At 50.4% G+C, this 22708-nt stretch carries 14 protein-coding genes; 7 read left to right on the top strand and 7 right to left on the bottom strand.

The window, feature by feature from the left end; genetic code table 11:
• Positions 1–349: 349 nt before the first annotated feature.
• Positions 350–1261, bottom strand: a complete 912-nt coding sequence (locus tag AK95_RS23025) for a serine hydrolase domain-containing protein (RefSeq protein WP_071222240.1) — start codon at positions 1259–1261, stop codon at positions 350–352.
• 503 nt (positions 1262–1764) lie between these two features.
• Between AK95_RS23025 and AK95_RS23030 the strand changes: the two genes are divergently transcribed.
• From AK95_RS23030 to AK95_RS23060, 7 genes are all read left to right on the top strand, one after another.
• Positions 1765–2532 (top strand): alpha/beta hydrolase, encoded by a 768-nt coding sequence (locus tag AK95_RS23030; RefSeq protein WP_071222241.1) that lies wholly within the window; start codon positions 1765–1767, stop codon positions 2530–2532.
• An 11-nt stretch (positions 2533–2543) separates the two neighbouring features.
• On the top strand, positions 2544–3503 hold the full coding sequence (locus tag AK95_RS23035) for an ABC transporter permease (protein ID WP_071222242.1): 960 nt from the start codon (positions 2544–2546) through the stop codon (positions 3501–3503).
• An 18-nt stretch (positions 3504–3521) separates the two neighbouring features.
• Positions 3522–4436, top strand: coding sequence for a carbohydrate ABC transporter permease (locus tag AK95_RS23040; protein ID WP_071222243.1), 915 nt, complete (start codon positions 3522–3524; stop codon positions 4434–4436).
• A 52-nt stretch (positions 4437–4488) separates the two neighbouring features.
• On the top strand, positions 4489–6087 hold the full coding sequence (locus AK95_RS23045; protein ID WP_071222244.1) for a type 2 periplasmic-binding domain-containing protein: 1599 nt from the start codon (positions 4489–4491) through the stop codon (positions 6085–6087).
• Positions 6088–6334: 247 nt separating this feature from the next.
• Complete coding sequence (gene bglX, locus AK95_RS23050) at positions 6335–8494, top strand: beta-glucosidase BglX (RefSeq protein ID WP_071222245.1); 2160 nt, start codon at positions 6335–6337, stop codon at positions 8492–8494.
• 102 nt (positions 8495–8596) lie between these two features.
• Complete coding sequence (locus AK95_RS23055; RefSeq protein WP_071222246.1) at positions 8597–11947, top strand: GH36-type glycosyl hydrolase domain-containing protein; 3351 nt, start codon at positions 8597–8599, stop codon at positions 11945–11947.
• A 100-nt stretch (positions 11948–12047) separates the two neighbouring features.
• A complete protein-coding gene (locus AK95_RS23060) occupies positions 12048–13022 on the top strand; it encodes a LacI family DNA-binding transcriptional regulator (protein WP_071222247.1) in 975 nt (324 codons plus the stop codon).
• 182 nt (positions 13023–13204) lie between these two features.
• Here AK95_RS23060 and abnB read toward each other — a convergent pair whose 3' ends face one another.
• From abnB to AK95_RS23090, 6 genes are all read right to left on the bottom strand, one after another.
• The gene (gene abnB / locus AK95_RS23065) at positions 13205–15628 is read right to left on the bottom strand and encodes an arabinan endo-1,5-alpha-L-arabinosidase AbnB (protein ID WP_071222248.1); all 2424 of its coding nucleotides are present in this window, start codon (positions 15626–15628) and stop codon (positions 13205–13207) included.
• 278 nt (positions 15629–15906) lie between these two features.
• Positions 15907–17130 carry a family 8 glycosyl hydrolase gene (locus AK95_RS23070; RefSeq protein ID WP_071222249.1) on the bottom strand — a complete coding sequence of 408 codons (1224 nt, stop codon included), beginning with the start codon at positions 17128–17130 and terminating at the stop codon, positions 15907–15909.
• Positions 17131–17477: 347 nt separating this feature from the next.
• Positions 17478–18485 (bottom strand): zinc-dependent alcohol dehydrogenase, encoded by a 1008-nt coding sequence (locus tag AK95_RS23075; RefSeq protein WP_071222250.1) that lies wholly within the window; start codon positions 18483–18485, stop codon positions 17478–17480.
• Between the two features lie 23 nt (positions 18486–18508).
• Positions 18509–20749 carry a helix-turn-helix domain-containing protein gene (locus tag AK95_RS23080; protein WP_071222251.1) on the bottom strand — a complete coding sequence of 747 codons (2241 nt, stop codon included), beginning with the start codon at positions 20747–20749 and terminating at the stop codon, positions 18509–18511.
• A gap of 65 nt (positions 20750–20814) precedes the next feature.
• Positions 20815–21696 carry a carbohydrate ABC transporter permease gene (locus AK95_RS23085; protein WP_071222252.1) on the bottom strand — a complete coding sequence of 294 codons (882 nt, stop codon included), beginning with the start codon at positions 21694–21696 and terminating at the stop codon, positions 20815–20817.
• A complete protein-coding gene (locus AK95_RS23090; RefSeq protein WP_083397714.1) occupies positions 21690–22655 on the bottom strand; it encodes an ABC transporter permease in 966 nt (321 codons plus the stop codon). The genes AK95_RS23085 and AK95_RS23090 overlap by 7 nt, the downstream gene beginning before the upstream one ends.
• Between the last annotated feature and the right edge of the window lie 53 nt (positions 22656–22708).

Genomic DNA, 22708 nt, shown 5'->3' on the forward strand with positions numbered 1-22708 from the left:
TCGCTAACGTTTAGACACTTTTAACTTACCCCTTTCAATCAACTAACTTTTATATAGCGACTTAACTTAATATTAAGATATATGAAATACATCCTCCTGTCAACCGTTATTTTAAAGCTAAGCACTCCCAAAAATATCCCTTCCGATCCCTGGTCAAAGACACTTCGTAATGACCATGATCGGAATGGCAAGATGCAGAATGTTTCACTTCATCAATGAGGTTCTCCATGTCAAAAAAGCCTTTAGGGGCACCTGCTCACGTTCAGGGAACAACGGTATCGGAACAAAAAAAGGACCCCGTGTCCAATGGACATTGGGATCCCCTTCATGTGAATCTCATGGTAATCCTCTACAACAACGGATAAATTTCCGTCCAAACAGCATCCATGATTTCCTGCATTCGGTCTTCCTGGCTGTTCACCGCAATGACTGCGTCTTTACGAGGTAGAATTATACATAGCTGGCCGGATGCCCCATCAGCACGATAAGCATCATGAGTGCTCATCCAAAACTGACAGCCATAACCCTGAGCCCAGTCTGGACTGCCCTTCGTATCGATCTGTTTGCCGGTCACAAATCGGATCCATGATTCAGGTACGATCTGTTTCCCCTCCCATAGTCCATACTGCAGAAGAAGTTGGCCAAAGATGCTGAGTTCCTCATTGCTGATGGATAAGCCCGCACATCCCAGCGTAACACCCAGCGGGGATGACTCCCACATGACATTTTCTATACCCAGGGGCTTAAACAAGCGGGGAGTCAGATAGTCCCTTACCGTTTCCCCTGTAGCTGCCTGAAGCATAGCCGAGATCATAAACGTATCGCCACTGCTGTATGTAAAAATGTCACCAGGCTTCCGGTCAAGCGGCAGAGACATATAGTACTTAGCCCAATCCTTCTCCTTCAAGGATGCTCTTTCATCTGCCCATAACGGCGGCGAATCATGTCCCGAGGACATTCGAAGCAGATTATATAGTGTAATGTTACCGGGATCCAAAGACGGCTCAAGGTTGCCATTTACCGAGGTGTTATCATTAAAAAATTCACCCAGACGGCTGTCCAGAGACAATTTACCTTCCTCAATTGCCAGGCCAACGGCCATACAGGTAAAGGATTTGCTGATGGAATGTTGGACACGCCGCTTGTCCTCCGTTAAATCGAACTTTTCCCACAGCTGGCCGCTTTGACGTACCCGGGTTGAGTGCACCTGCAATCCTCTGTCTGTAATGTAATCAATAAAGCCGGATAATCGATTAGACATGGATTTACCTCCTATCCGATAGTCATTTTAACTGCAGCCTATAGGTCGCAGTCCTGAAAAGGTCTTCGCTTTATTTATTCATATATCCAATTCCAGAATAACATGTTTCAACTTCGATAGAAACGTTTCAACAGTTTATAATCCCTTCAGCTAAATATGTTCTAATGAAATATATATATAGCTCAATACATTGGAAGCGTTTTCCTTGCTCATATTCCACCTAATACGGGAGGTAAAATAGAAAAACAGGCCCACTCGACATAATTTGACACAGAAAACCATTTTTTCGAAATACTATATTGACAGAAGATATGGAGTGGAATTATGATGTTATCGAAACGATTCGATTAATCGCTTTCATAAAACTAAATATAACGTTTTATCTTCTTCAGTTACTGAACTGACAGGAATCTTCAGCAGTCTCGGTTTTTATATCGAAATAATCGGTCAATAGATACCTGAGCCACCTTACCTAAATCACACGATAATGAAAGGGGTTACATATGGCGCATATCACGATAGAGACCGGGTCGCCTACCTTATGCATGACGACAAGCATCCATGTCGTATCGCCCGTTGACTCAGGCAAGCCGCCGGAAAACACGCTCTACCTTCTTCATGGAGCAGGCGATAACGCAAGCACTTGGCAACGCCTGACTACCGTTGAGCTATACGCACACAAATACAACTGCACAGTCATCATGCCGGAGGCAAACCGAAGCTATTATACCGATATGACGTATGGGCTTAACTATTTTTATTACATTACCAAGGAGCTTCCGGAGTTCTGCAGCCGGCTGTTTCAATTGAATACGGACCCGGCCCGAACCTTTGTCGCCGGTTTGTCCATGGGCGGATACGGAGCGCTTAAATGCGCGTTCACTTATCCGGGCCGATACGCAAAAGCCGTTTCGTTATCCGGTGTAACCGATATTCGGCAGCGAATCCATGATATGGACATGCCTCCCGGTATGCTCAAGGAAATGCAGGCCGTATTCGGTCCGGAGCTGGAAATCCAGCCTAGCCAGGATCTCTACGCATTGGCAAGACAACGACTGGAAGAGACCGGCAAGCTCCCTCCCATCCTCTGCTGCTGCGGAACCGAGGATCCCTTTATCGGAATGAACAGGGAATTCGCAGCATATATGCGGCAAACCGGATCCGACTTTCGCTATGTAGAAGGACCAGGAGCACATGAATGGCGGTTCTGGGAAGAGCACCTAGAGACAGCCTTTGATTTTCTTTTTTACGACAAGACCCAAGAAGAGTGAGGAGATGCCACTTGAAACCTGCAGCCTTAGGGCCTGACAAAAAACCGACCGAACGTTCGAAGTTTAATAAACTTCTGTCCGAAATTAAAAAACACCGAATGATCTATACCCTGCTTCTTCCCGGACTGATATGGCTGTTGTTATTTGCTTACCTGCCGATGGGCGGCCTGTCCCTTGCATTTAAGGATTACAAAGCCAACATGGGTATCTGGGGTAGCCCGTGGGTCGGTTTCGAGAATTTTAAATACGTGTTCCGGGACCCGACCTTTATCGACGCCGTATGGCGCACACTTTACATCAATATCATCAAGCTTGCCATCACCTTTCCGGTCCCGATTATACTTGCACTCATGCTCAATGAGCTTCGGATGGGACGAATGAAAAAAGCATTCCAGACGGTGCTTACGTTCCCACACTTCCTGTCATGGATTATCGTATCCGGGATTGTCATCAACGTTCTGTCTTATGACGGGCTTGTGAACAGCACCCTGGCGCTGCTGGGACTGCCGACCATTAACTTCCTGGGGTCCGAAGGCACGTTCATTCCGATGATCCTGATGACGGATATCTGGAAGTCCGCCGGCTGGGGTGCCATCGTCTATCTGGCTGCCATCTCCGGTATTGACCAGGATCAGTACGAATCGGCTCAGATCGACGGAGCCACAAGAATGCAGCAGATGTTCCGAATTACGCTGCCCAACATTATGCCGACGGTTACGATTATGTTCATCCTTTCGGTGGGCGGACTGATGTCCTCCGGATTTGACCAAATCTTCAACTTGGCGAACGCCGCAACCAAGAACGTATCGGAAGTACTCGACGTTTACATCTATCGGATTACCTTCCAATCGTCAACGGACTTCTCGTTCTCCACAGCGGTCAGCTTGTTCAGATCGCTCGTCAACATGGTTCTCCTCCTGCTTGCGGACAGGGTTGCTAAAAAAATGGGCGGAGACGGTTTATTCCGTTAAGAAAGGAGTGGAAAAGGAATGAGCACGATAGCTTCACAACCGAAAGCGCGAAAAACGCGCAAAAACAAGAAAAGAATGACGCCGCTTGACTACATTCTGTTCACCGTTCTGTTGGTACTTGCCTTGCTGATTTTGATACCGTTCTGGAACGTCATCATGATCTCGTTCGCTACGCCTAAGGAATACGCGGACAACCCGCTTATGATGCTGCCCATGAACCCCACGCTCGAAAATTACAAGGCATTGTTCGCTGACGGAAGCATCCTGACCGGTTACTGGAACACCTTCAAACTTCTGATTGTGGGATTGCCGCTCAGTCTGTTTTTAACCGTGACGATGGCGTACGCACTCAGCCGTAATAAATTTCCCGGCAAAAAGCTGATCTTTATGCTGGTGTTGTTCACCATGATATTCAACGGCGGTATCGTACCGCTCTATCTCATCATGAAATCACTGCATTTAACCGGAACACTCTGGTCCGTTATCCTGGCTGGCAGCTTCAGTGCCTTTAATATGATCCTGATGATGAACTATTTCCAGGGCCTGCCGGAGTCCCTTATGGAATCCGCACGGCTTGACGGTGCCGGGGAATGGAAAATCCTGTTCTCGGTCGTTCTTCCGCTGGCCGCTCCGATCATAGCCACCATCACGCTGTTTTACGGCGTTGCTTACTGGAACAGCTGGTATGACGCGATGATCTTCCTCCGAAAGGCCGACCAGCTTCCGCTGCAGAACGTGCTCCGGACCATCATCGTGGAATCGCAGACCAATGCATCCAATGCTGCCAGCGTGGATTCCGTAGGAAAGGCCAATTTCTCGACAGGTATGAAAATGGCGGCCGTATTCGTCACCATGGTGCCGATTATGTGCTTCTTCCCGGTGCTTCAGAAACATTTTGCCAAAGGGGTATTAACAGGGGCTATCAAGACCTGATTGATGCATAGATTTTTTTCAACAAAAATCTGATTATTCATGGGGGTAAAACATGAAAACGAACAAAAAGCTGTCGGCAAAATCCATTCTTACCATGCTGCTCTGTCTGAGCATGATCATGGTGACGGCGTGCTCGAGCAAGGAATCTTCTGGCGGCAACGAGAAAGACGAGAATGGCAATTACAAAGAAAAGCTGAAGATTTCAGTAGCCAGCACCGTTACGCTCAAAGACGGCGCGATGGACAACGAGTTCCACAAGTTCTGGATGGACAAGTACAACATCGAGTGGGATTACAACTTTATCGAATGGGATTCCTGGGGCGAGAAGCTTAGACTCTGGATCAACTCTGGCGATTTGCCCGATGTAGCTACCTGGAACTATGTTCACGGCGATGCTATGAATTACATTGATCAAGGCCTTCTGTACAAATTCCCAGATGACTGGAAGGAACGCTGGCCAAACGTGGCGGCGGCTTACAAACTGACAGGTCTCGGCGATAAGCTGGAAGAGCTGACCGGCGGAACGTATCTTTTGCCTAGACCCGTTTATTACGAGAACAAGCCTGCAGACCCGCTCACCAACCAGATTGGTGTTATTGCAATCCGCAGTGACTGGGCGAAAGCAGTCAACTTTGAAATCAAGGACGTTTATACAACAAGTGAAATTATGGAATACGCACGTCTGGTTAAAGAAAAAGACCCGGGCAAAGTCGGATCCAAGCTTGTTCCGATTTCCTACAATGCCGACGATGTCCTGACCAACATCATGATGCCAAACAGCGAGCACTCCCGTGTCGAGTCCGCTTTCTATAAAGGCGAAGACGGCAAATACCACTGGGGTCCTGCCGATCCTGAGACGCTTACCGGTTTGAAGCTGATGCAGAAAGCCTACAAGGAAGGCCTTCTCAATCCTGAATACTACACATGGAAAAACAGCGAAGGCAGCAACAACTTCCGGGTTAACGGCACGGCTGCTGTTATGAGTCTCGGCGGTTTGGCCTCCTACCGTAACGATGTGGATAAAGACATGAAAAAGAACCTGAACCTGAACAGCGATGAAGTTGTTCACACCGCTATCGTACTTGGTGATGACGGGAAATACCGTAACCTGGAGCAGGTTAACTTCTGGTCGGCACTGATCTTCTCGCCAGACATCAGCGAAGCCAAATTTGAACGCATCATGGACCTTCTGGAGTATTCCACAACTACAGAAGGACAAATGACGCTGAACATGGGCTTCGAGGGAAAAGACTGGAAGTACGGAGATAACAAAGAGCTGATCAGCCTGCTTCCTGAAGGAACCTCGCTGGAAGATAAATACCCTGGCCGTTTTGAAGGTCTCTACCTGCTGGGCGACGACTTCAGCATGATTAACCCGGCAATCAAGCAGGAATACCGCGATACGGCAATCAAGCATTACCAGAACAAAGCGAAGCTGGGCAAGGAAGGCGGAAAGCTGGCCCTGTATGAATGGGATGTTCAGCTCTATGATTCCAAAGCCAAAAATCAGGCAACTTTCGCTTATGCAGACGAGTACACCAACCTGATCCTCCAAGAAGGAGACTTGGAAGCAAACTGGAAAAAATGGGTTGAAAGCAAGCAGTCTCTTGTACAACCTGTCTTGGATGAACTTAACAACCTAAAGAAGTAAAACAAACAGCTTCATAGAGTTGGCCTGAGGCATTCGCCAGCGGTACAAGTCATTGAACCCGGTGTGCAGGATTTAAGATGCAGCCGGGTTCTTCACTTCTGCCGTCCTTCATTCTTCTGAATGAGGAGCTTGCACAACTGAGCACGATCCAATGTTGTACAGGCTCCTGAGAAAGGAGAAGGATATATCCGTTCGTCCGTCTTCAGCCAATCTGTTCTCTTATATATAAAAAAGTGGAGGGAATTACATGGACCAGAAGCAAATTAACGACCTTCTAACGAAGATGACGCTCGAAGAGAAAATATCTCAATTGCTGCAGCTTACCGCAAATCTTCATGAAGGCACAGAAGATCAAAGTCAAATTACAGGCCCTATGGAGGAAATGGGAATTACCGGAGAGATGGTCCGGGCCAGCGGCTCGGTACTCGGTCTTTCAGGGGCAGCTTCGATCATAGCATTACAGCAGGATTATTTGAAAAAAAGCCGTCTCGGGATACCGCTCTTGTTCATGGCGGATGTAGTCCACGGCTTTAAAACCATCTTCCCCATCCCGCTTGCGATCGGCTGTTCCTGGGATCTTGAACTAGCCGAGAAAAGCGCGGAGATCGCCGCCCGGGAATCCGCCGTCTCCGGCATTCATGTCACGTTCGCGCCGATGGTTGACCTGGTACGCGATCCGCGCTGGGGAAGAGTCATGGAAACGACAGGTGAAGATCCGTATCTGAACAGCTTGTTCGCCAGAGCTTTCGTGCGCGGATATCAGGGAAGCGAGCTTGCAGAGGATAACGAACGCCTCGCTGCTTGCGTCAAGCACTTTGCCGCATACGGCGCCGCGGAGGGCGGCCGTGATTATAACACAGTGGACATGTCAGAGAGACAACTGCGCGAGTATTACCTTCCAGCTTATAAAGCCGCTCTGGATGAAGGCTGTGAGATGGTGATGGCCTCCTTCAATACCGTTGACGGTATACCGGCTTCCGGCAATGAAAAGCTGATGCGCGGTATTTTGCGGGACGAATGGGGCTTTGAGGGCATTCTCATCTCCGACTGGGCTTCCATCCGGGAAATGATTGCTCACGGGGCCGCAGAGGATGACTGTGAAGCAGCCTACCGGGCCATGCGCGCAGGCGTCGACATTGAAATGATGACCCCCTGTTATGTCCAGCATCTGCCGCAGCTGATCGAGAGCGGGCGAATCGACGAATCGTTGATTGATGAAGCAGTTCTTCGTATTCTCCAGTTGAAAAATAAGCTTGGGTTGTTTGAGAATCCGTTCCGCGGCGCAGATCCGGAACGTGAGCGCGAGGTGCTTTTCTGCGATGAGCATCGGCGTGCCGCCTACGATCTCGCTGTCAAATCCAGCGTTCTTCTCAAGAATAACAGCGTTCTTCCGCTGCAGCCCGATTCCAGCATTGCCTTGATCGGTCCGTTTGCGGACCATGAAGACATCCTTGGATGGTGGTCCTGTGTCGGCGCCAAGGAGGATGCGGTGCAGCTCGGAACTGCCATGCGGGAGCGCGTGAGCGGCAACCTTACTACGGCGTCCGGATGCGGCTTTGATACGATGACTGCAGAGCAGTTGGAAAAAGCATTGGAGGCTGCCCGCGAAGCAGATGTCATCGTTCTCGCCCTGGGTGAGGAGTCCACCATGAGCGGTGAAGGCGGCTCACGCACAGATATCACTCTGCCGGAGGTGCAGCTCGAGCTGGTTAAGCACCTGAAGAAGCTGGGCAAGCCGATTGCCGCTGTCATCTTTAACGGCCGCCCGCTGGATCTGCACGGTGTTTTCGACGAAGCGGATGCCGTGCTTGAGGTCTGGTTCCCGGGCAGCGAAGGCGGGGCCGCCATTGCTGATCTATTAATCGGACGCGCCAATCCATCCGGAAGACTTACGATGTCATTCCCGCATTCAGCCGGACAGATTCCCGTCTATTACAACGCCTTTAACACAGGCCGTCCGATGGATCCATCCAAAACCGGCGAACGCTATGTATCCAAATATATAGACAGTCCTAACGAGCCCCTGCTGCCATTCGGATACGGTCTATCTTATACCTGCTTTGAATATGGTGGGCTTCACATCTCCGGCAGTGAAATGACGGCAGAACAGCACCTAACCGCAAGCGTTGAGGTAACCAATACGGGTACAAGAACGGGTATCGAAACCGTTCAGCTGTATATTCGGGATATAACGGGCGAAGTCGTTCGACCGCTGCGGGAGCTAAAGGGATTCCAACGGCTGGAGCTTCAGCCGGGTGAAACCAAAATGGTCGAGTTTTCCATCAGCGAGGACATGCTCCGGTACCACCACAGCGATCTCCGCTTTACAAGTGATCCCGGGAGCTTCCAATTGTTTATCGGCCCTAACAGCCGGGATACGCTCCAAGCTGCCTTTAAGCTTATATAACCCTGTTCCTTTACTTTCATATTTCAGACTACAGCATAGCTGCCTTGGCAGTAGCGTCCGGATCGAGCGGTTATTGCCGGGATAGGAGGAGTGATCTACCCTATGACAACCATTACACAAGACCAGATAAACATTCACGCGGGTAACCACCGCTTTACCTTTTGGCAAAGCGGTGATTTATATCAAGCCGTAAGCGGCAGAACAATGATCAACCAACTGGTTGCAAGTCCACTGGACGGTTCGATGAACAATATATATTTGCGGATTCACAGTGAGTCCGGCATCACCTCTTATCCGCTGCTCGGCATCCATTCCCGCAGCAAGGTTAGTACGGCGGATGGAGTCATCGTTTGGGAAGGTACTGCTGAATCCGTTGAATATAAGGTTTCTTTCCTTCTTCATCCAAACGGGATCTGGTTCTGGGACGTCCAGACTCGCGGACAAGGGACCGTCATCGACATGATTTATGGGCAGGATATCGGCATTGCCGATGCCGGAGCGGTACGCAGCAACGAATCTTATCTTTCCCAATATATCGACCACCGCGTCTTCGAGAACAGGGAGCTGGGTTATGTGGTATGCTCCCGTCAGAACCAGCCGCAGGCCGGAGCCTTCCCTTATCTTCAGCAGGGATCCCTCACGGGCGCCTCAAGCTTTTCCACGGACGGCTTTCAGTTCTTCGGCCTGCCGTACAAAGCGACCAATACGCCGGTCTGCCTGAGCCAGGAACAGTTAGCCTCTGAGGTTTATCAATATGAATTTGCGTATATCGGACTCCAGTCCGAACAAAAGACGCTGGACGGAGAGGAACGCTTTGTATTTTACGGCCTCTTTAAAGGGGATCATCCTTCGGCTGTAGAAGAGCTTGAATACTTGGAAGAGGTTAAACAAGCTTGGCATACCTATGAAAACAGAGCACAAGCTATAAGCCTGAACCCCCTCCCTCCCGTTCGACTCAAACCGTCCATTGGAAAGCCGCTTGAAACACTCGAGTTGTCGGAAGAGGAAATAAACGTGCGTTTTCCGCAGAATGCAAGACACCAAGAGGAGCGAAAAGACGGCAGTCTGCTGGCTTTCTTTACAGACACTTATGAGCATATTGTCATGAAGCACAAGGAAATGCTTGCAGAACGACCGCACGGGCACATTCTTCTGAGCGGAGACAACCTGAAGCTTGGCGCCAAAGTCATGGCGACCACCTCCTTCATGTACGGCATCTTCAACTCTCATGTCGTCGTTGGCAACACCAACATGAATAAAATGATGAGCAATGCACGCAGCGCACTTAATGTACCAAAAACAGCGGGACAGCGGATTTATGTGGAGAAGGACGGAACGTATCGGCTGCTGACCATGCCGTCCATGTTCGAAATGGGCTTCAATTATGTCCGTTGGTACTATAAAACCGAGGATGACATGCTGATCATCACGAACTACACGCTGCTGGATGCACCCGAGGTGCGCCTGCATGTCCAATCGGAAAGCGGAATTCCGTACAATTACCTGGTTACCAATCATGTGACCATGAACGTGAATGAATACGAAACACCGGTACGCATGACGGAGGAAGCCGGAGTGCTTACGTTCCACGGCGATACGAATCCGGTATCCGCCGGGGCTTACCCGGAACTGAAATATCGCCTATGGATCGATGGTGCAAAGGTAACCGTTGGAGATGAAACCGTTATGGCCGACGGCATAACACCGGGCTCTTCCTCCCTCGTCACCCTCCGCCTGGACGGCTCAAGCGATTGGACGCTTACGATGCAGGGCCTTCTGGAAGGTGAGCGTATCGCCAACCTGCCGCGCAGCGCATCAGAAGAAATTATTCGTTACCGAGAGTTCTACCGCCGTGTCATGAATGGCTTTCATCTCTCGCGTTCTGAAGACGGCAGCGACGAGCTGTTCAAGGTGAACGCACTTGCCTGGTGGTATACCCATAACATGTTCGTCCACTATTCCTCCCCCCATGGTTTGGAGCAGTACGGCGGTGCGGCTTGGGGAACACGGGACGTCTGCCAGGGACCTGTCGAGTATTTTATGGCCACGCAGAAATATGAACAAGTAAGGGATATTCTCAAAATGGTATACTGTCATCAATACGAAGATGACGGAAACTGGCCGCAGTGGTTTATGTTCGACCGCTATTTCGCCATACAGCAGGAAGAAAGCCACGGGGATATCATTGTGTGGCCGCTGAAAGTACTGAGCGATTATTTAACAGTGACACAGGACTTTAGTATTTTGGAGGAGAAGGTGCCTTATACCCTTAAGCACTCCTTCCAGTTTACAGAGAATAAGGCATCTATTCTGGAGCATGCCAAAAAAGAAATTGACTATATACGCAGCCACTTCCTGCATGATACGCATCTGTCCTCCTACGGGGATGGGGACTGGGACGACACCCTTCAGCCCGCTAACGCGCAGCTGAAGCAGTTCATGGTCAGCAGCTGGACCGTAGCCCTCACGTATCAGACGATGAGGCAGCTTTCTTCGGCTCTGCAATCGTTTGATCAGGAGCTGGCGGACGCATTATCTGAAATCGCATCGAACATCGGGCAGGATTTCAAGCGGTACATGCTGAACAATGATGTTATCCCTGGATTCCTCTATCTGGAGGATCCGGATCACCCTAAATTGATGCTGCATCCGGAAGACCAGGATACCGGCATCCAGTACCGTCTGCTTCCAATGACACGCAGCATGATTGCCGAGCTGCTTGAGCCGGAGCAAGCCCGTGCCCATTACGAGCTCATTCAGAGCACCCTGCTGTTCCCTGACGGCGTACGCCTGATGAACCGCCCGGCCTCCTATGAAGGCGGCGTAAGCACGCATTTCAAACGGGCGGAGCAGGCCGCAAACTTCGGGCGTGAGGTGGGCCTGCAGTACGTACATGCCCACATTCGCTACATCGAAGCCATGGCTAAGCTTGGACATGGCGAGGATGTATGGAAAGGACTTGAAACGATCAATCCTGTCGGGATTCAGGAGGTCGTGCCGAATGCGGCGATCCGCCAAAGCAATGCTTATTTCAGCAGCTCTGACGGCAAGTTCAATACCCGTTACGAGGCCCAAGAGCATTTCGAGGATCTGCGCAGCGGAAAAGTGGAGGTTAAAGGCGGCTGGCGTATTTATTCCAGCGGACCGGGAATCTACATGAATCAGCTGATCTCCAATGCCCTCGGCATCCGTCAGGACCGCGGAGACCTCATATTGGATCCGGTCATGCCTGCCAGCATGGATGGCCTCCATTTCGATTATGAGTTCGCCGGAACCCCGGTAACTTTTGTCTACCACGTTACAGGTAATTCGGTCAGCCGCATCGTGATGAACGGCAGCGAGCTGGCGGCAGAGCGAATGGCCAATCCTTACCGTAAAGGCGGCCTGCGGGTTTCAAGACAGCATTTTGAAGAGATGATCCAGGAACATAACAGGGTTGAGATTTTCATGTAATCTGCATGCGAATCCCGCCCAAACGACATAGCGCCATGACTATAGCACCCAAGAATAAGTTCCCAGTAGGGATTGGTTTACGAGCGGAGGAGCGAGGAAATTGGTAAGTATAAAGGATATCGCAAAAAAAGCCGGTGTTTCGATATCGACCGTATCTTATGCCCTTAACGGCAGCAGCAAAGTAACGGATGAGACGAGCTCTCGTATTTTGGCCATTGCCCAGGAGCTGAACTATACGCCGAATGCGGCGGCCAGAACGCTAAAAAAGCGAGAGTCCAAAATTATAGGCGTCTTTCTGACCGATTTCAAAGGAGATGTGTACGGAGATCTTCTAGACGGGATGAAGGAAGTAGCCAACGCTCAAGGATATGATCTGATTGTATGCAGCGGCAAGCAGTCCCACCGGATGCTTCCCGAACGAATGATTGACGGTGCCATTATTCTGGATCAGGCCTTCGAAAGCGAGGAGCTGCTAGAATATGCGGACCGTAATCACAAAATAGTCGTTCTGGACCGAGAGCTCGATCATAAAAACATTAACCAGGTGCTCCTGGACAATAAAGCAGGCGCCACGTTGGCCATGGAATATTTGATCGAACGCAAGCATCAAAAGATTTATATCGTTACCGGTCCGCCCGGATCCTTCGACTCCATGCAGCGGATGAAGGCCATTAAACAGGCACAAGACCGGGTAGATAACATCGAGTGGGTCGAAATCGAGGGAGATTTCAAAAAAAGCGGCGGTGAAAAAGCGGCTAAACGAATCATTGAGGAGTATAAGCATCCGGTAGCCGTATTCTGCCTAAATGATGAAATGGCGATCGGACTTTACAACCAGATAACCGAAACTTCTTCTCTGATGATTGGCGAGCAGATTCATCTGATCGGCTTTGATAATATCGAGCTGACCCGCTATATGCAGCCGCGCTTGGCAACGATCGATTACTCCAAACGCAAGTGGGGGGCCCTCGCAGCCGAACAACTGATCAAGCTGATCGCCGGGGAAACCGTTGAGAATGAACGCATCTACGTCACCTTGGTCGAAGGCGAATCGGTCGGATACGCGGTAAAATAATTCAACAGTATTGATATAAACGCCTCAAAGACGGCCCTTTTAGAAGGGCCGTCTTTGTTTTACAACAGGATTCATATATCACGCATTATTTTATACTGCGCCCTATATTTTGGGCTCATCCCTTCCCTTTTCTTTATTTATGAACGGTCAGAGCAAGGGATATCCTCAGGTCAGCTGCTAAGTCATTCCGCCAGCTTCTTGATTTCACTGTCGGTTAGCGCCACATTGTAAATCCGCACCTCATCCAAGCTCCCGTTAAAATAAGGGTCGGCCGCAAACCGGCTTTTACCTAAATAAGCTTCCGTTGCCAGCAGTTCATTTGGATTTAGCTTCATATGATCACCGGATGCTACGACTTGACCGTTCACGTACAGCTTACCGGCATCCCCTTGCAGCGTGACCGCAACATGCGTCCATTCATTGCTCGGCAGTGGTGCCTTTGCCAAGAGACTCTGATCTCCCATGCTGCCATGCAGCGTGAATTGAAGAACGCCCGAATGCTGGGATGGTGTCAGAAACATATGCCTGGCAAGTCCGTTCCCCACGTCCAGCACTCTCTGCCACGGTGCTCCACCCTTCCAATATACCCAAGCAGCAAAGGTAAAGTCCTCTGTATCCGCAACCCGGTTCGGCAGTTCAATATAGCCGTCCGAGCCGCCAAAGTCCATTCCGCCTCCCTGCCGGCTCTTCTCATTCCACTTAACTCCTCCAAGGACCTTGCCATGAAATCCATTATCCGAGTTGTCTATTACCGAGCCGCCCTCATTCTCACTGAATGGGTAATTCAGCAGCAGCGGCCCTGCTGACTGCTGCAACACGGTCACGTCAAAGGTCTTGGAAGTCTTCGCTTTGCCTTTCGTAATCTGAGCGGTCAGCGTAACCTTCGCGTCCCCGGCCCCGGCAGCAGGACGTTGGACCTTCCCTTCCGCTGATACGACCTGGGAATGAGAGGAACTCCAGCGAATAACCGCACCGCCGGAAGCCTCTGACGGCAGATCAAGATCGTAGAAAACCCCGCTCACATCCCCGAGGGACAAGTCCTTCTGCACGGCATCCACGATTTCCTTGTCGCTTCGATCAAGCTGACGTGCGCCCCACACAGCGGTGCCATCGGCCGAGAGAGCCGTAAAGGTCATCGCCTTCCGCTTCCCTTCCGGGTCCCACTGCTGAGTCAGTACGCCTTTATAACTCTTTCCATCCAGAGTAAGCAGCACATCCCGCTTTCCGCTGATCTTCCATGTCCCGGATGCTCCGCCTGTCACTTTACCGTTCTTATGAAGCTCAATTGGCATCGATTCTTTTATCACGGACGAAATATCTTTCCCGTGTTGAATCAGCTTGTAGTCTCCGGCTGCATCATTCGGCGTAATTTTCTTGGCTTCGTTGGCTTCCTCACCCGCATAGCGATATGGAGCCGCTACCGGCCAGCCGTCCTGGTTCATATACAATTCATGCACCCGGATTTCATGCTCTTCCCCCCGCTGCGGAAAGCGGCTGTGAAAGATAAGGAATGTTCTTCCGCTCTGTTCATCATAATAGACGGAGTTATGGCCCGGCGATACGGCCCCGGTGCCGATCCCCGTTCCAGGATCGCCGATCAAGCGCTTGAACAAGTAGTTCCCCATCAGTTTCACGCCATACGGCTCAATCGATCGGTCATCAAAGATCGGAAGGGAAGGATCGGCCTTCACCTCTCTCATATCGTTGCCCTCCGCATCGAAGAAAGGACCGTCCGGATTTTTGGAACGGACGACCCGCATATTGTAGCCGCCAACCGCATCCAATCCCCCGTACGACAGATACAGGTAGTAATAGTCCGTGGTCGGGTTGTAGAGCATGTACGGCCCTTCAATCCGGCTGTGATTGCCGCCGAGCAGCTTCTTGCCGTATCCCTGCCCAGGGAGCGGTTTTCCGGTCTTCGGATCCAGCTCCATTATAAAAATCCCGCCGGAATAGGAGCCGTATACCATCCACAGCTTGCCGTTCTTATCAAAGAACACATCCGGATCCACCACATTCGGGTGCTTCGTTGCATCATAGACGGTTCCATCCTCACTGATCTCGCCCCACATGCCGGATTTCAGAATAATGCCGGTGTCCTTATACGGGCCTTCGATCTGATCAGCTACCGCGACGCCCATAGCCGAGCGGGGGGAATCCCCTTTGCAAGCATTGTAGTACATATAGAATTTGCCGTCGGCAAGCTGAATCACATCGGCTGCCCACAAGGTATCGCTCTGCGCCCATTCCAGCGTTTCTTTCAATTCCTCCGTCACGTTCGGAATCAGCGGGTTGCCATTCGAGACCCCCGACGCCACCATGTCCCAGCTCATCAGATCCTTCGATTTGGCGGCGGCCAGATGAGAACCGAACACATAGTATGTATCCCCTGTCTTGATGACGGACGGATCATGGACGGATGCCTCTCGGAATATAGGCGCTTTCTCCCCCTTTTTCACCTGCTTCTCCTGCGCCTCTTGCGCCTCCTGCGCGTATACCTCAGGACCGCTCACTGCAGGACCTTGGCCTGAAGCGCCTAAACCTCCCACCATTAAAACTGCGGCTATCCCTGCCGCAGCCGTCTTACTCAGCATGCTCTTGTGCATATGATTCTCCCTTCGTTCCCGATTTTTTTTGTAAACCCTTTCATAAATGTAAAACCGAGATGTTTAGTTTCGTAAATTCGTTGCTGTTTAGTTTAGATTAATATAAAATGTTTTATATTTGATAAGATATTAACACTGCTCGGCATGAAATATCAATGCAAATTCTTATTATTTATTGCTACAAATCAATTATTAGTAGGAAAGACCTAACAAAACCCTGATCCAATGCGGATCAGGGTTTTGTTTTATGCTTATATAAAATTAAAGGGCGTTATGCGCTAATATGTCCACCAGTTACCTGACATGACGATCATCGAGAACAGTTTGATGCTTTCCTCATAATATCCCTCGGCGGATGCATTCGCCGTGTAACTCCATACCGAATTCAGCCAGCTCTGGTGGCTGGACGAAGTCATCGCACTTACGCCAAAAGGAGCATAGAACGCCCCGCTGTTATAAGTCACCAGCGCGGTGCCGTTCAGGTTATACCCTGCCTTGATGTTGGCAGGATTGCTGCTTGCGGCTGATTTAATGAACGTGTTCATCTTGTTCAATTGATTCAGCGCGCGGGTATCGCCCGTCATCAGATAGTCGGTCGTAATCCGCCAAGGGGTCCGGGACGAATTATAATAATACTTCCCGTCATTTGCCCCCTCCAGGAATCCCGCTTCTGCAGGCTGATAATAGCTGCCCGACATGACTACGAAATCCGGAAGCAAGCCGGTATTGGAGCTGTAGCCGTTATAGATGGAGTTGATGATGGTATAGGTTTTGTTAATGACGTTATCCCAACGGGCATCGCCGGTAGCCGCACGGAATGCCTTCATATGGTTCAGCATGAAATCCGATGGCCGCGTGGCGGTATCGAAGATGCCGCTTGTTGCCCAATCGCCTAAGCGCAGCGTCCACTGCGACTGATTAACGTCATTGCTCATGATGGCATTGATTATATCCTTTGCTGCCTGCAGGTAATTGATCGCCCCGCTGCTTCCCCACTGCTTGTCCGCAAGCAGGAGTGCGTAGGCAATGTCCATATCGCCGTCCGTTGCCGAATTGGCCCCCCCTATATTCTGAAAGCTGCTGTTCTGCTTCCAAGCCATCAGATACGGATTGTTATTACTCGGATGCGCTTTATAGTAGCGATAAAGTCCGTCGAAATACGACTGGGCATTACTATCGTATCCCGCCATCAGAACGGTGAAGAGCATCCCGTAGCCGTGAGCCTCGGACACCGTCTCGCCCGCCGAATTGTATTTTACGTAATATTGCCCTGTCGCTGCAGGCTTCAGGAAAGACCCTTTCCAGCTGTTCCATTTGCTCTTGACCGCATTGTCCATGGCTGACTGCGTCACATTGTTCGGTTTAATCGAACCGCTCGTATACGACGTATGCTGGGGAAACGGCTTGTTGGCCGCCAGAGACAATCCGGCTGGCAAGATCAGTAGAACAGCGCAGAACAACACAGCAGACTTACGGATGATCGAATTTCGGAATACTTTCATCACGCTTCGCTCCTTTGTTTTTCGAATTGGAAAGCCATTACCACTACAGCCTGGTAAATCGGTTTCGAATCAACCACCACCCTTCCCATAATCGATGGAAACGAGGAACGCTGCTTTTATATATAAATACCAAGAAGATTAGATATGTAACTGCCTCCATGTAACAAAAAATATTATTCATATCTACTACTAGTATAATAGAATTGTATATTATTGTAAATTAACAGTTTGACGGATTTGATTCGACGCAAGCAAAAAGCTGCCTTTCTGCAGCGCATCACTGCTCGGAAAGACAGCTATCATGTTTCCGCTTCTCATTCCTGTGCCGGGAATCCCATTCCCGGCATTCAAGCGTTGTCCGCGTAGTTAAATATCGTCCCCAGCGTCGTTGATCCGGGGCCATACCGCTCATAAGCCTTGTCCGCTTCATCCACGGGGACCACATGCGAGATCAGCGGTTTAACCGATATTCTCCCTTCTGCCAACAGACGAATATACTCGGCAATGTTTCGGCCTTCCGTCCAGCGTACAAAGCCGATCGGGTAATCCGTATTGTTGAGTTCATAGCTTGCGTCGTATCGGCCCGGACCGCCTGCTCGCGATATGAGCACCTGCGCCTCCTTGCCAAACATCCGGTCCCGGGCGTAAGTCATGGACAAATCGCCGACAATGACGACTTTTCCCTTATCCCGAATCCATGACATCGAAGAGTTGATGAGTTCCTCCCCGGGACCGCTTGCGCACAGAATGACGCTGTCGGCTCCATGTCCGCCCGTCATAACCTGAATCTGCTCCTCAAGCTGCTCCCGGTTATCATAAGCATAGGCAATATGCTGCTTCATCCCCTGCACCCGCTCCGGATTCAGGTCAAATCCAGCAACCGGGCAAGCCGCCGCGTGCGCAATCTGGGCAATGATCTGCCCCAGGATGCCAAGTCCGACCACCACGGCCGATTCGCCAAAGCGCAGATCCGCCACCCGCAGGGCATGGATCGCAATCGCTCCCAGTCCCGCAAAAGCCGCTTCCTGCGGATCCACGCCATCCGGAACCATCGCTGTTAGGTTGGAAGGCACCGTAAGCCACTGGGCATGACGCACGTAAGGGGCTCCGTAACAGGCCACCCGTTGACCAACGGTTAGCCCTTGCACGCCTTCTCCCATGCCTTCGACAATTCCAACAGCGCTGTAACCCATAATGACTTTTTGATCCGATGCTCTTCGTATAAAAATCATCTCTGTGCCCGGGCTGACCGCCGAGTATTCGGTACGAATCCGCACATGGCCTGCCGGCAATTCAGCCGGCTTCTCGATTTGATCAACGATCACTTTTCCATGAATCGTGGCAACAGCCTTCAATATGAACCCTCCTGCTCCACCTCTTATTTTCCTGATGCTTTCCGATATTCGCTGGGCGATACGCCGCTATACTTCTTAAACGTTGTCGTAAATGTGGAAGAGTTCGAATACCCCGTTTTCTCTCCGATTTCGGCAATGCTGAGATCCGTGTTCCGGAGATATTCACGGGCGTGCGATAATCGGACCTTGTTCAAATACTCCACATAATTGACGCCGAATGTCTTCTTGAAATAATTCGAAAAATATTTCGAGCTGGTATCCAGCACTTCAGCCATATGGTCCAAATACAGATTCTCCATATAATGAAGCTCGATATATTGAGAGATGAAGGCGGGATTCAGCTTGCTCCGCGGATCATGGTTCCGCGTATTGGCCACCACGCGCATCACTTCCATCAGCGCCTTCTGAATCTCTTCATAGGTGTAGGCTTGATCGACCTTGCGGATGAAATCACTCTCCAGCTGAAACAGCTCATTGCGATCAACGGACGGCGAGTCCGCCTGCTTCATGACAAGAAAGAACATACTCTTCGCAATGTGCACCAGCTGATGATGATGGATGTGAAGGTCCGCATTCTGCTGAACAATGTCACTCACGATCTGGAGTCCTTCGTCCACCTTGCCGCTCAGCATGCAGTTGCTCAGCTTCTCAATCTTTTGAAGCGGATAATAAATATCCGGGACGTAGCGGATTTGCTCCGTATCGACCATATCCGTGTCCGCATTCACATTCCGGTATAACCGGCCATCCTTAATGTTCCGGTATGCCTCGCAGCAGTTGCTGATCTTGGACTCATATGTCCGGCTAACGCAGCCCCACACCGTGAACATATCCGTATACTCCTGGTTGCACAGGCGGATATAGTCTTCGAATTTCCGCACCAGCTGCCTGCGGTCCGACGGCTGATCCAAACCGATAAGCGCAAGGAATCTCAGCTCTTCCACATGATAAACCCCCACATGTTCGTAGCGTTCCTGCAGGCTGCTTCGAATCTGGGCCGTCAACTCCTCCAGGACAAAATCCGCCTGGGCCGCTCCCTTGCCGGCAGGCTGCAAATACACGGCCGCCATCATGAAATGCCGGCACTGGAAAAAATGCGTGTAATGCTTCTGCATCTGCATTTCCTGCTCGCGCGAATGGTGATGGCCATCCAGCGTTTGCAGAAACACGCCGCGGCGAATATCCTCATCCACCAGGTCCATCTGCTTCTTCAGGGATTCATTCTCCCGCTGGACCTTGATGATGCCGCTCTGGATTTTTACAAAATCATTCCCTTTCAGAGAACTGCCTCCGAGCAGCTGCACAATGTTCTTCACAGGCCGGTACAGATAGATACTGAGCAGCACCGACAAGATAACGTTTAACGCAATCGCGCCGTACATAATCCACGTATTGGCATTCGTGACGGAATCGATATTTTTAAACTTGTACGGCAATTTATTGATATATATAAAACCGTTATAGTCCGATTTGTAGAAATTGTACTCAAAATCGTCGTGCGTGAGGGAAGCTTCCTGCGACGGGTTAAAGTATACGTCGTTCAGAATACCTACCAAATCCAGATCCTTCTCGGTGCTCAAGATGACGTTCCGGTTCGCATCCAGCACAATAAGCGAGGCGCCGGGAATCATCGAGTTCAAATCGATCCCTTTCAGCAGCCGGTTCACGTTGATCAGGACCATGAGGTTTTTGTTCGACATCCTGACCTTGTTGCCGTCCACGGCTATCATCAAATTACGGCCATATCCGCTGCTCTGATCCGCATAAACCTCTGCCGGAAAGATGGTAAGCTCGTGCTCCGATCGGGTAAACGTCTTCCAGAACATCGAGTTGAACTTCTGGGACTTGTACCGCCTGTCAAACAAGGCGTCGAGATTGCTGGTTCCGCGCGTCGTAATGGCCAAATCATGATTGTCGAACGAGATGACCACATCCTCCACGATGTCCACGTTGGACACAATGCTGGAGACGCTGTCCTGCAAGGAAATGACTTTCTCCATGTCCAGCATGCCGTTCTCCATCAGCATCCGGTCAGAAGGAAGCGCATGGATATTAAAAATCAGGTTGTTTACGGAGGAGAAACTGGTATCAAACGACTGAATGATATTTCTGATCACCATCCGGTTGTTCTCGCTCACCTTGTCGTAAATTCCGGTAATGGAATTCTTGTACACAATGTAATTGAATATGAACATGATGCCGACGACCAGTTGCAGAGCGAAGAAAATCTGGAGCAAACCTCTGTTGGCGATCAATCGATTCATACGGATTCACCTCTCTTGGATGTCATCCCTTCATATTCAACATGAAAGCCCTCGTCACCTCCCCGTTATCCCTTCTCGGAACCAAGCATGACCCCTTTGGCAAAATACTTCTGGGCAAACGGATAGATCAGCAGCACCGGAATCATCGACAGCACGATGGTTGCATTCTTCATGGCTTGCGGAGCAAGCGCCGACGCATCCACCAGACTCGGGTTGCTGCCGTTCTCGCTGAAGATCAGCATATCCCTGAGCACGACCTGGAGCGGATACATATTCGCATCGTTCAGATAAATCAGCGGGATAAAGAAGCTGTTCCAGTGTCCCATGAAGTAAAACAATCCGATTGAGGCCAGCGCCGGTTTGGACAGCGGAAGCACGATCTGGAACAGAATACGGTACTCGGAAGCGCCGTCAACAACGGCTGCCTCGCGCAGAGATTCCGACATGTTCTCGTAGAAGCTTTTGAGGATTAACAGTTCAAAGGTCCAAATCGCATTCGGAAGCACGAGCGCCCATACGCTGTCCAGCAAGCCAAGCTCCGATACGATCAGGTAGTTCGGAATGATCCCCGGATTCAGGAACATCGTCATGATGATTGCCAGCAGAAAGAACTTGCGTCCGAAAAAGTTTTTGCGCGCGAGCGGATAAGCCGCTACGGCCGTAAGCAGCAGGTTAATGGTCGTACCGAGCGCGGTATAAAAAATCGTGTTCAGGTAGGCGCGCGGCACCCGGTCATCATTCAGAACCTGGGCATAGGCGTCCAGATTAAATCCCTTGGGAAACAAGGTGATATTCCCTTGCACCACTTCGGAAGTCGCACTGAGGGAAACGGCGGTGATATACACGACAGGGTACACGGTAATAATGGCAAGGCATGTCAGAATCAGCGTATTGATGATGCCAAACAACGAGATATTCCGAAGGCTGAAGCGTTTGTTGTTTACCATAATCCGCTACCTCCCAGCCGCTTGCTGAAGTAGTTGGAGGACAGCAGCAATATCATGGCAACCACGGCTTCGAACAAGCCCACGGCTGCGCCATAGCTATAGTTGCTCTCCAGAAGACCTTTCCGGTAGACATAAGTCGAGAATACGTCCGCTACCTCGTAGGTCATCGGATTATAAAGCAGCAGTACCTTCTCGTATCCGATCCGGAGCATCGATCCCGTCTTCAAGACAAACATGATAATAATCGTTGGAAGAATGGCGGGAATCGTAATTCTGAAGATCATGTGACGTCTTTTGGCACCATCCACCTTGGCCGCTTCGTAAAGCGACGGGCTAATCCCAGCGATCGCAGCCATATAGATGATGGCCTCATAACCGACGGTTGCCCAGATATCCGAGGAAACATAGATGGTTCTAAACCAGCTCGGTTCTATGAGAAAGTATGTCTTCTCAAAACCTAGCGCGGCGATAAGCTGGTTAATGATCCCCTGATTGGGCGACAGGAAGTCGATGATCATGCTGCTGATAATGACGACCGACAGGAATGAAGGCAGATAGCTGAGTGTTTGCACCGACTTTTTGAACCATTTCACTCTGACCTCGTTTAAGAGAATCGCCAGAATGATGGGAAAAGGAAACCCGAAAATCAGATTATATACGCCGAGAAGCAGCGTATTCTTGAACAACAGCCAGAAATCCGGACTGTTGAAAAATTTCTCAAAATGCTTGAGCCCGACCCAGTCACTCTCCAGGATGCCGGTGAATACGCTGTAGTCCTTGAAGGCAATGATTAAGCCGTACAGGGGACCGTATCGGAAAATAATATAAAACAACAGGCACGGGATAAACAAAATCAACAGCTGTCTGTCCCGCTTCATATGCTGAAAGGCCGAAACCATTCTTCTTCCAAGCCCGCCGCGGGGATTGGCGAGATTCGTCTCTGTCCCTGCACTTGACATGGTGTCCCCTCCTTAAGATGATGAGCAGCACCCGAGCGTGGTACCCGGATGCC

The organism is Paenibacillus sp. LC231 (genome assembly GCF_001860525.1).
Classification (GTDB): domain Bacteria; phylum Bacillota; class Bacilli; order Paenibacillales; family Paenibacillaceae; genus Paenibacillus_AQ.

Coding starts and splice junctions, on each gene's coding strand:
- abnB (WP_071222248.1), bottom strand. CDS start 15,628: ATGCACAAGAGCATGCTGAGTAAGACGGCTGCGGCAGGGATAGCCGCA.
- AK95_RS23055 (WP_071222246.1), top strand. CDS start 8,597: ATGACAACCATTACACAAGACCAGATAAACATTCACGCGGGTAACCAC.
- AK95_RS23030 (WP_071222241.1), top strand. CDS start 1,765: ATGGCGCATATCACGATAGAGACCGGGTCGCCTACCTTATGCATGACG.
- AK95_RS23040 (WP_071222243.1), top strand. CDS start 3,522: ATGAGCACGATAGCTTCACAACCGAAAGCGCGAAAAACGCGCAAAAAC.
- AK95_RS23090 (WP_083397714.1), bottom strand. CDS start 22,655: ATGTCAAGTGCAGGGACAGAGACGAATCTCGCCAATCCCCGCGGCGGG.
- AK95_RS23045 (WP_071222244.1), top strand. CDS start 4,489: ATGAAAACGAACAAAAAGCTGTCGGCAAAATCCATTCTTACCATGCTG.
- bglX (WP_071222245.1), top strand. CDS start 6,335: ATGGACCAGAAGCAAATTAACGACCTTCTAACGAAGATGACGCTCGAA.
- AK95_RS23085 (WP_071222252.1), bottom strand. CDS start 21,696: ATGGTAAACAACAAACGCTTCAGCCTTCGGAATATCTCGTTGTTTGGC.
- AK95_RS23080 (WP_071222251.1), bottom strand. CDS start 20,749: ATGAATCGATTGATCGCCAACAGAGGTTTGCTCCAGATTTTCTTCGCT.
- AK95_RS23070 (WP_071222249.1), bottom strand. CDS start 17,130: ATGAAAGTATTCCGAAATTCGATCATCCGTAAGTCTGCTGTGTTGTTC.
- AK95_RS23025 (WP_071222240.1), bottom strand. CDS start 1,261: ATGTCTAATCGATTATCCGGCTTTATTGATTACATTACAGACAGAGGA.